Consider the following 10,721-nt stretch of genomic DNA (forward strand, 5'->3'; position numbering starts at 1 on the left):
GCTTTTCGATGTGCTTTCCGTTAAAATTGCGCCACAAAATCGACCGTAATTTTTTCACCCTCTTGGGTATTTGTTCAAGGATATAGCAATGGCATTAAATGTAGTGATCTTAGCGGCTGGCAAGGGAACACGGATGCGTTCTGATCTTCCTAAGGTATTACATCCCATCGCCCACAAGAGCATGGTGCAACATGTCATCGATACCGCCCATAAAGTGGGTAGTGACGCGATTCAGTTAGTCTACGGTTATGGTGCTGACAAGCTACAAGCCAGCTTAGGGGAGCAACAACTCAACTGGGTATTGCAAGCTGAGCAATTAGGCACGGGTCATGCGGTTGCGCAAGCGAGCCCGCATATTGCTGACAATGATACTGTGCTCATTCTTTATGGCGATGTGCCGCTTATTCAACAATCAACCCTTGAAGCCTTACTCGCTGCCCGTCCTGAAAATGGCGTGGCCATCTTAACTGTTAATTTAGCCAATCCTATGGGTTATGGTCGTATCGTCCGTACTCCTTGTGAAGGTCAAGAACAAGGGAAAGTCGTTGGTATTATTGAGCAGAAAGATGCTACAGCAGAGCAGCTACTGATCAACGAAATCAATACCGGCATCATGGCCGTTCCAGGTAAACAACTTAAAGCTTGGTTGAGCCGTTTATCCAACAACAATGCCCAAGGAGAATATTATCTAACGGATATTATTGCCATGGCGCACGCTGATGGTGTTGCTATTGATACTGCCCAACCACAATCTGCGATTGAAGTGGAAGGCGCTAATAACCGCGTGCAACTGGCGCAACTTGAACGCGCTTACCAAGCCCGTGAAGCCGAAAAACTGATGTTGGCGGGAGCGAACCTGCGCGACCCAAGCCGTATCGATATCCGTGGTGACGTCACTGTCGGTATGGATGTGATGATCGATATCAACGTGATATTCGAAGGCAAAGTGACCTTAGGTAATAATGTCACTATTGGTGCAGGTGCGATTTTAATTGATTGTGAGATTGCCGATAACGCTGAGATCAAACCTTACTCTATTATCGAAGGTGCTAAGCTTGGCGTTGCTGCCAGTGCTGGTCCATTTGCCCGTTTGCGTCCCGGCGCAGAGCTTAAGCAAGATGCGCACATAGGTAACTTTGTTGAAGTGAAAAAAGCGGTTATCGGCGTGGGTTCTAAGGCTGGACACTTAGCCTATTTAGGCGATGCCGTTATAGGTGATGGCGTTAATATCGGCGCTGGCACTATTACTTGTAATTATGATGGCGCGAATAAGCATCTTACCGTTATCGAAGATAATGTTTTTGTTGGCTCAGACACTCAGCTGGTGGCACCTGTCACTATTGGTAAAGGCGCAACCTTAGGCGCTGGCTCAACCATTACCCGCGATGTGGGTGAAAATGAGTTAGTCATTACCCGTGTTAAACAAAAGCACCTGACGGGTTGGCAACGTCCAGTCAAAATTAAAAAGTAAGTTTATTTAACTCAACTGAGTATCTATAAAGCGGCCATGTGCCGCTTTTATATTTAGTCAGATGGTTGGAAATTCGATTCGTTTAATTCAGATGGAAACAATAAAAGTCACGCAATTAAGGTTGAGTTAATCCTGTTGTGGTAATTGCAATTTATTGGTTTTAAACAGATTTAGATCTATATCACAGCTAATTGTAAATTCGTGTAAAGAAGATTAAATAAAAACACTTCTCATTTATATTGCCTGCAATTCTAAGACGAAAGGTCTAAAAGGTCTAATTGAGGTGTTGGCAATGGTATTTAAATATTCAGTTTTAGGTTTGGCCGTAGGTTCGGCATTAATGGCTATGCCTGTGTTGGCAGAGGTGGCTAGCGACGCAAATATCGAGCGCATTAATGTCACAGGCCGCACTTTTAACGATTATAAAGTGGGTACAGCATCAGGCGCCATGCGCGGTGATATCGACTTAATGGATACCCCACAGTCTGTTAATGTAATCCCAGATTTTGTCACGGACGAACAGCTAGCTACTAACCTCGCTGAAGTGTTAGTTAACGATTCGAGCGTGACGGCAGGAACGACACGCTGGAACCGCCAAGTCTTTAGCATCCGTGGCTTCGAGTTAGATTCTGGTAATGGTTATCTCATCAATGGCCATCAGCAATGGTCCCATTACGTACAACCCATCGAAACCCTGCAGCAAGTCGAAGTGTTAAAAGGCCCTTCGAGCATGTTGTATGGTCAATCTGGCCCTGGTGGTTTAGTGAATATGGTCACTAAGAAACCAACCTATGATTCAATGCTTAACTTAGGTATTGATACCGATGGCTACGGTTCTACCCGTGCACAGCTCGATGCGGGTGGCAGTTTAAACGAAGCACAAAGTATTCGTTACCGCGGTGTGTTAGTGAAGCAAGACACAAAATACTGGCGTGAGTATTCCGCCAATGATGAGAACCAAGAGCGCGATCGCTGGTTAGGTTATCTCAATATGGAATTTGACCTAAGTGACGATTTGTTACTGTCGGTTAAATACGACCATACCCAAGATAAAGCAGGTATCGATGCGGGTGGGTGGTTAGATAAACAAGGTAATGTCATTGGCGAACGTAAAACCGTTTGGGATGCGCCTTGGGCCTTTACTGACAATACAGTGTCAAACTTAGGTGCCGATCTGACTTGGCATATGAGTGACAACTGGAAAGTCAAAGCGGGTTATAACGATCAGCAGTTTAATCGCCAACGTTTTGATTCTGCGCCGCAATATACAGAAGACCCATTCACCAAAGGCTATAGCATCAAGCCATTCGATCGTTACGACGATTGGCAGCATAAAACCGCTTATGCCGATTTCACCGGTGAATTTGCATTGGCGGGAATGCAGCATCAACTGCTGATTGGGGCTAACTATCTCGATTATTTCTATCAGCAACAAATTCACCGTGGGGCAGCTCAAACGGTTATTCCTGGGCAGCAAGTTATTCAACCTGCTCTCGATTACCACACAAAACCCAAAGGCAATGCGAGTACCTATAAGTATTACGGTTTCTACCTGCAGGATTTAATGACGCTTAACGAACAATGGAAGTTGCTCGCTGGCGTACGTTACGACGAACAGAAGAAAGACGGTGAAGGTGAAAACAGCTATGCCGTATCGCCTAAATTTGGGGTGATTTACTCGCCTATGACTAATGGCAGCGTTTACGTTAATTATTCAAAGAGCTTCACGCCAAAAGGTACTGTGAATAACGAGTATGATGTAAATAATAAGCTTAATTTAAAGCCAGAATACGGTATTCAATATGAAGTGGGCACTAAGTGGGAATTGTTTGACGATAGTCTGTTATTAACCGCTGCAGTGTTCGATATTACACTTGAGAACATCACTATTTCAGAAAAGTTATCCTCACCAATAGGTGATTTTACTGATATCACCACTCAAGGTGGCGAACAGAAGCACCGTGGCTTTGAAGTTGGTGCCCAAGGTCAGTTAGGCGATAGCTGGTTTGTGACTTCTTCTATGATGTATTTAGATGCCGAATATAAAACGGGTGCTGGCAAGATCGATGGGAAAATCTTAGATGGTAAAACTCCCGTCGATGCGCCTGAGTGGTCGGCTAATATCTGGACCCGTTACGAAGTGACTGACAATTTTGCGATGAACTTTGGTGCTATTTATGTGGGTGAGCGCTTCGCCGATAAAGATAACAGCATTACTAAAGACGGCTATGTGCGTTTCGATATAGGTGCAGCCTACACTATGGATATCATGGGTAAAGATGTGAGCCTTCGTGCCAACGTTAGAAATCTATTTGATACTGATTATATTGATGGTGGTCAGTACAATATGGTCACTATCGGCCAAGGCCGTAACTTTAGTGTTGCTGTCGAAGCTAAGTTTTAAATTTATTAGGTTTTAAATTCATTTAAAGCAGCTTGTCCTTAAAGGGCAAGCTGCTTTTTTATTGGCTGATGTTTAAGTTCACTATTACAGAACGATAAAAAATACGCCGGAACATGCGAAACAGTGTTTCGAATACTAGCAAAAAAGTTTCGTTTCACTATAATGCATCTTTCGAATCGAAACTTACCTGAAAGGTTTTATGAACAAACGAAACACACAGCAGCGTCGCCACAGCATAATCACCATATTGAACGAACAGGGTGAAGTGAGTGTTGATGAACTGTCGTTACGTTTTGAAACCTCAGAAGTGACGATTCGCAAAGATCTGGCAGCGCTTGAGAAAACGGGCCTGCTACTGCGCCGTTACGGTGGTGCCGTAGCTATTCCTGACGAAGTGACCCAACAGTTTTCTGCCAAAATCGCGCCTAATAAGCTGTCTATTGCGAAAACCGCCGCGCAGCTGATTAAAGATCACAATCGCATTATTATCGATAGCGGCACTACGACTTCTGGCTTGATTGAACAGCTAAACGATAAGCGCGGGCTGGTGGTCATGACCAATGCGCTGCACCTTGCTAATGCCATCCATGAACTTGAAATCGAGCCAACCTTATTGATGACCGGTGGAACTTGGGACCCGCATTCTGAATCCTTTCAAGGTCAAGTCGCCGAGCAAGTGTTGCGCTCATATAACTTCGATCAACTATTTATCGGTGCCGATGGTATCGATCTTGAACGCGGCACTACCACCTTTAACGAGTTAACTGGCCTAAGCAAAGTCATGGCCGAAGTGTCCCGTGAAGTGATCGTTATGGTGGATTCAGACAAAATAGGCAAGCGGATCCCTAACTTAGAGTTGCCGTGGACCAAAGTCAGTGTGTTGGTCACCGATGATCGTATCGACAAGAGTGCGCTAAAACAAATTTCAGATCAGGGCGTGCGAGTCATGCTAGCGCCCTACGCTCATGAGTGAGTAAAAAATAACTTAACAACTTCATTTTTAATTTATAGGTAAAGACTATGTGTGGAATCGTAGGCGCCGTGGCGCAAAGGGATGTGGCTGAAATTCTAGTAGAAGGCTTACGCCGCTTAGAATATCGCGGATATGACTCCGCAGGCGTTGCCGTTATTCACAATGGTGAACTCAATCGCACGCGCCGCGTTGGCAAAGTACAAGAGCTTTCAGCAGCGCTTGAAACTGACCCATTAGCGGGCGGAACCGGTATCGCACACACTCGCTGGGCGACCCACGGTGAACCGAGTGAGCGTAATGCTCACCCGCATTTATCGGAAGGTGATATCGCGGTGGTGCACAACGGCATTATTGAAAACCACAATAAACTGCGCGAGATGCTAAAAGGTTTAGGCTATAAATTTAGCTCAGATACCGATACCGAAGTGATTTGTCACTTAGTACACCATGAGCTGAAAACTAACAGCACTTTGCTTTCTGCCGTGCAAGCCACAGTTAAACAACTCGAAGGCGCCTATGGCACTGTTGTTATCGACCGCCGCGATAGCGAGCGCTTGGTTGTTGCTCGATCTGGTAGTCCTTTAGTGATTGGTTTTGGTCTAGGTGAAAACTTTGTCGCATCAGATCAGCTGGCACTCTTACCTGTGACTCGTTCATTCGCCTTCTTAGAAGAAGGTGATGTGGCCGAAGTAACCCGTCGCAGCGTGAGTATTTTCGACTTAAACGGTAATGCCGTTGAGCGTGAAGTCAAAGAATCTGAAATTACTCACGATGCTGGTGATAAGGGCGAATATCGCCACTACATGCTTAAAGAGATTTACGAGCAGCCATTGGCACTGACGCGCACAATTGAAGGTCGTATTGCTAATAAGCAAGTGCTAGACACGGCTTTTGGTGACAACGCTGCTGAGTTTTTAAAAGATATCAAACATGTGCAAATCATCGCCTGTGGTACTAGTTACCATGCGGGCATGGCGGCGCGTTACTGGTTAGAAGATTGGGCTGGCGTATCGTGTAACGTCGAAATTGCCTCTGAATTCCGTTATCGTAAGTCGCACTTATTCCCAAATAGCCTATTGGTGACGATTTCACAATCTGGTGAAACTGCAGATACTTTAGCGGCCATGCGCTTAGCGAAAGAAATGGGTTACAAAGCCACATTGACGATTTGTAATGCGCCAGGTTCGTCACTGGTTCGCGAATCTGACATGGCTTACATGATGAAAGCCGGCGCAGAGATTGGCGTGGCATCCACTAAAGCCTTCACTGTACAGCTTGCTGGTTTATTAATGTTGACTGCGGTGATCGGTCGCCACAATGGTATGTCTGATCAAATGCAGGCCCAAATCACTCAAAGCCTACAATCTATGCCAGCTAAAGTGGAACAAGCTTTAGGGCTAGATGCTGCGATTGCTGAATTGGCTGAAGATTTTGCCGATAAACACCATGCTTTATTCCTTGGCCGTGGCGATCAATACCCGATTGCGATGGAAGGCGCGTTAAAGCTGAAAGAGATTTCTTACATTCATGCTGAAGCGTATGCCTCTGGCGAATTAAAACACGGCCCATTAGCGCTTATCGATGCCGATATGCCTGTGATTGTCGTTGCGCCAAACAATGAATTGCTCGAAAAACTGAAATCGAACGTCGAAGAAGTGCGTGCACGTGGTGGACTCATGTACGTGTTTGCCGATGTGGATGCCGAGTTCGAGTCGGATGACACGATGAAAGTGATACCAGTGCCACACTGCGATATCTTTATGGCGCCGCTGATTTACACTATTCCGCTACAGCTATTGTCGTACCATGTTGCGTTGATCAAAGGTACCGACGTGGATCAACCACGCAACCTAGCAAAATCTGTAACAGTAGAATAAATATAAGCATTTAAATAAAAACCGCCTTTATTGGCGGTTTTTTCATTTAGATTCATGACAAAACGACGCTTAACTTACAGCAATAGCAAATGCTGGTGGCTTAGCTTTCTATGCTGGAATGGCATCTAGCTCGTGCTGCTTTTTTGCCTCAATGCGTTTCCATACTTTGTCGTGGAAGTAAAACACCACTGTGTTAATCGCGGGTTCAACTAAGGCCACTGCGCCGCCGACGATCACGCTGCCGGTTAATAAATAGGTTACGGTAAAAGCGACGCTAAAATGGAGTACGGCAAAAGTAAGTGTCTTAGTCATGATCTTGTCCTCTAAATAGGCTCCCAGCTGGAATACTTAGATGATAACAATTCTCATTAAAATTAAAAGCCGTGTTTTCAGATTAGTTTAAACGGTTTAATCTATTTATCCGTTGTAAAAAACATAAAGCCCTCACTCTGGAGGGCTTTGGGTTGCTAGCAGTAAATTAAAGCGCTGCTAATAAACTAGTAATGCCAAGGGAAGGCGGAGAAATCTTGATCACGTTTCTCTAGGAAGGCATCGCGCCCTTCCTGCGCTTCGGCACTCGCATAGGCTAAACGCGTCGCTTCACCGGCGAATAATTGCTGACCGACCATACCATCGTCTGTCATGTTAAAACCGTATTTCAGCATACGCATCGCTGTAGGCGACTTAGAGTTAATCTCTTTGGCCCACATTAATGCCTCGGTTTCTAGCTCTGCATGGGGAACGGATTTATTGACCATCCCCATGTCGAAGGCTTCATCGGCGCTGTAGTTAAAACCACAGAAGAAGATTTCACGGGCACGTTTTTGACCTATCATCTTGGCAAGATACGCACTGCCATAACCTGAGTCGAAGCTCGCTACGTCGGGATCAGTCTGCTTAAATATCGCGTGTTCTTTCGAGGCTAAGGTTAAGTCGCATACTACGTGTAAGCTATGGCCGCCACCTACCGCCCAACCCGGCACAACGGCGATGACCACTTTAGGCATAAAGCGGATCAAGCGTTGCACTTCTAATATATGTAAGCGGCCCATTCTGGCTTGATCGGCTTTGCCTTCTTCGGCGCCTTCATATTTATAGCCATCTTTGCCGCGAATACGCTGATCGCCACCCGAACAGAACGCCCAGCCACCATCTTTTGCCGAAGGACCGTTACCCGTAAGCAGTACACAACCTACATCAGACCATTGGCGCGCATGATCGAGTGCGATAAATAACTCATCAACGGTTTTAGGTCGGAAGGCGTTGCGGCACTCAGGGCGGTTAATGGCAATGCGAACTGTGCCGTGGGCTTTGGCTCTGTGGTAGGTGATGTCGTCAAATTGAAATCCACTGACTTCATCCCATAAGGTGGGATCAAAAATGTCTGATACTTGTTGGGTCATGATTTATAGGCCTTTGTGCTGTAATGCCTCAAAGGCTAGGCGGAATCATATATAAGGTCAATCACCAAAGCCTAAAGCTTAGCGCTATATAGCAAAATCCCGTTTGCCTATGAGTCCGCGATGGTTAGAGGTGATCACAGAGATAAAGCTGATTATCTTTACTGAACACTGGATGTTCAGGCGCCCTAGTGCCGCAATAATTAGCTTTAAAGTCGGCAATAGACTCGGGTGTCATGGGTATCTGATTAAAGGCTTCGAGTTCTAATGTTGATAAACGCTCAACGATGTCGGTTCTTACCTTAGCCAATTGATGGTCAATTTTTATGATCTTTGTTCCCGTCATAGAGTCAACTTTATTCTCTATTTTTTTGACCATAGCCTCAGTCTTTGCAATAGGAGCATCTAATTTATCTGTTTCTGTGTATAAGTAATACAAAGCACCCGCGAGTAGCGCCAATATGAGCCAACCTTTCATCTTTTAGTCCAACATAAGTGAATAACCATTAAGAATATGGGTATAATAAGCTAGTTTTCGTCCAATATTAAAGCAGTAAAAGGCTGTAACGATGAACTCAGAATCTAACAACAAGGACTATTCGAAAACCAATCGAATTAAGATTCACCAGCCAGATGCGAGTAAAGCGGATCGCTTTAACCCTCGTAATCGGATTTATGTCCGAGCAATCGACGGTTTGTGGAGTAGCTTACGTCGCCGCATGGGCTGGATTGCCATGTTATTTTTCCTGCTTTTACCTTGGATCCCTTGGGGCGACCGTCAAGCTGTATGGTTTAACTTAGGCGAACAAAAGTTTCACGTCTTCGGTTTAACGATTTGGCCGCAGGATCTCACCTTGCTCGCAGCGTTGTTTATGATCGCTGCCTTTGCGCTGTTTTTTGTGACCACCTATCTTGGCCGTGTTTGGTGTGGATACACTTGCCCCCAAACAGTATGGACCTTTATGTTCATCTGGTTCGAGGAAAAACTTGAAGGTGCGCGCAATAAACGCATTAAGTTAGATCAAATGCCATGGAGCTTTGACAAACTCTGGCGTAAAACGGCAAAACATACGGCTTGGCTATTGCTCTCACTGATGACGGCGATGACCTTTGTGTCCTATTTCGTGCCGAGCCGTGAAGTCTATGTCGACGTCTTTACGCTTAGTGCTTCTGGCGGTATCTACTTCTGGGTCGTGTTCTTTACACTTGCCACATACGGCAATGCGGGTTGGATGCGTGAAATCATGTGTATCCACATGTGCCCTTATGCTCGTTTCCAAGCGGCCATGTTCGATAAGAATACCTTTATCGTAGGTTACGATACTAAACGTGGTGAGACTCGTGGTCCGCGTTCGCGTAAAGATGACCCTAAAGAGCTAGGCCTTGGCGACTGTATCGACTGTGACTTATGTGTGCAGGTATGTCCTACCGGTATCGATATTCGTAACGGTCTGCAATATGAGTGCATTAACTGCGGCGCTTGTATCGATGCCTGCGACCAAACCATGGATCGTATGGGTTACGAGAAAGGACTTATCAGCTATACCACTGAGAACAAGTTAGAAGGTATAAAGCAAAAAGTGCTGCGACCTAAGCTTGTCGGTTATGGTGTGGTATTGATGGCGATGATATTAGTCTTTATATACTCCAGTGCGACCATAGCACCTGTGCGTATGGACATCATTCGTGATCGTAACCAGCTCTATAGAGAGAACAACCAAGGTTTGATTGAAAACACCTTCACCTTGAAGATTCTTAATAAGACTGAGCAATCCCACGAATACACTATGAGTGTCGAAGGATTGGACCACTATAAATGGTACGGTCCAACTTCGGTCACTATTGCGGGTGGTGAAGTATTAACGTTACCCATTAGCGTTGGGGTTGATCCGGTTGAGCTTTCTCGTTCAGTTACTAACATCGAGATAAAAGTGAAAACTCATATCGACGGTGAAGAAGTCGAAGTTGAGCAAGAATCTCGCTTCTTTAGTCCATAGATAACAGTATTTATGATGATCTAATTGAGTGAGACTCATAAAGATTGCCAGACTTAATCGAGATAAAGGGGCTTTTTAGCCCCTTTTTTATACGTATCGCTTGATAAGTAAACGTCTAAACCTTTAATCGTTATTTTCCTACAAAAAGCCCTTGCGGACTTTCTCAATCTCCCTATAATGCGCATCCACTGACACGGCAGACAGCGTTAAGCAGCCTGATGTGACAGTTCATCGATGAGTTTACTGATTGATGAGTGTTGAGAAAGTTTGCAAAAACTCCTTGACGCAGAACGGGAAATGCGTAGAATACGCAGCCCTAGCCAACTGGAAGCGTTCGGCGCTCAGTGTGGTACTCAAGTCCTCTTACGGATATTGAGTTGCTCTTTAACAAGATAAAACAAGAAATCTGTGTGGACACTCACAGGTGTTGAGTTAATCGAAACTGCTTAACCTTAGGGTTGGCAGTCAAAAATTTAAATCAATGTAACAATGAGTGTTCATAGCAATATGTACAGTTTGTTTCGACACTTCTTTTATAAAGAGTGCGAGAAACAAAAAATCAGAATTCATTGAGCCGCTGAAGTCGTAAGACGGAAGCA

The 10,721-nt window shown here is 45.1% G+C and carries 8 protein-coding genes; 5 read left to right on the plus strand and 3 right to left on the minus strand.

Annotated features, from left to right (window positions below; genetic code table 11):
- The first annotated feature begins 88 nt into the window (after positions 1-88).
- The 4 genes from glmU to glmS all read left to right on the plus strand — a co-directional run bounded on the left by glmU (position 89) and on the right by glmS (position 6,725).
- Positions 89-1,471, plus strand: coding sequence for a bifunctional UDP-N-acetylglucosamine diphosphorylase/glucosamine-1-phosphate N-acetyltransferase GlmU (gene glmU / locus Q4Q54_RS18665; protein WP_006083847.1), 1,383 nt, complete (start codon positions 89-91; stop codon positions 1,469-1,471).
- A 292-nt stretch (positions 1,472-1,763) separates the two neighbouring features.
- Positions 1,764-3,875, plus strand: coding sequence for a TonB-dependent receptor (locus Q4Q54_RS18670; RefSeq protein WP_311989232.1), 2,112 nt, complete (start codon positions 1,764-1,766; stop codon positions 3,873-3,875).
- A gap of 199 nt (positions 3,876-4,074) precedes the next feature.
- On the plus strand, positions 4,075-4,848 hold the full coding sequence (locus Q4Q54_RS18675; protein ID WP_311989233.1) for a DeoR family transcriptional regulator: 774 nt from the start codon (positions 4,075-4,077) through the stop codon (positions 4,846-4,848).
- Positions 4,849-4,895: 47 nt separating this feature from the next.
- On the plus strand, positions 4,896-6,725 hold the full coding sequence (gene glmS, locus Q4Q54_RS18680) for a glutamine--fructose-6-phosphate transaminase (isomerizing) (RefSeq protein WP_011848290.1): 1,830 nt from the start codon (positions 4,896-4,898) through the stop codon (positions 6,723-6,725).
- 108 nt (positions 6,726-6,833) lie between these two features.
- Here the strand turns inward: glmS and Q4Q54_RS18685 are convergent, their stop codons facing one another.
- The 3 genes from Q4Q54_RS18685 to Q4Q54_RS18695 form a co-directional block, all read right to left on the minus strand.
- Positions 6,834-7,037: a DUF2061 domain-containing protein gene (locus Q4Q54_RS18685; RefSeq protein ID WP_006079349.1), complete on the minus strand. Its 204-nt coding sequence runs from the start codon at positions 7,035-7,037 to the stop codon at positions 6,834-6,836.
- A gap of 185 nt (positions 7,038-7,222) precedes the next feature.
- Positions 7,223-8,128 carry a 1,4-dihydroxy-2-naphthoyl-CoA synthase gene (locus tag Q4Q54_RS18690; protein WP_006084758.1) on the minus strand — a complete coding sequence of 302 codons (906 nt, stop codon included), beginning with the start codon at positions 8,126-8,128 and terminating at the stop codon, positions 7,223-7,225.
- 124 nt (positions 8,129-8,252) lie between these two features.
- Positions 8,253-8,603 carry a hypothetical protein gene (locus tag Q4Q54_RS18695; RefSeq protein WP_220591558.1) on the minus strand — a complete coding sequence of 117 codons (351 nt, stop codon included), beginning with the start codon at positions 8,601-8,603 and terminating at the stop codon, positions 8,253-8,255.
- 91 nt (positions 8,604-8,694) lie between these two features.
- Between Q4Q54_RS18695 and ccoG the strand changes: the two genes are divergently transcribed.
- Positions 8,695-10,122 (plus strand): cytochrome c oxidase accessory protein CcoG, encoded by a 1,428-nt coding sequence (ccoG, locus tag Q4Q54_RS18700; protein WP_311989234.1) that lies wholly within the window; start codon positions 8,695-8,697, stop codon positions 10,120-10,122.
- Positions 10,123-10,721: the final 599 nt, after the last annotated feature.

It is taken from the genome of Shewanella sp. SP2S2-4 (genome assembly GCF_031932025.1).
Taxonomy (GTDB): Bacteria; Pseudomonadota; Gammaproteobacteria; order Enterobacterales; family Shewanellaceae; genus Shewanella; species Shewanella baltica.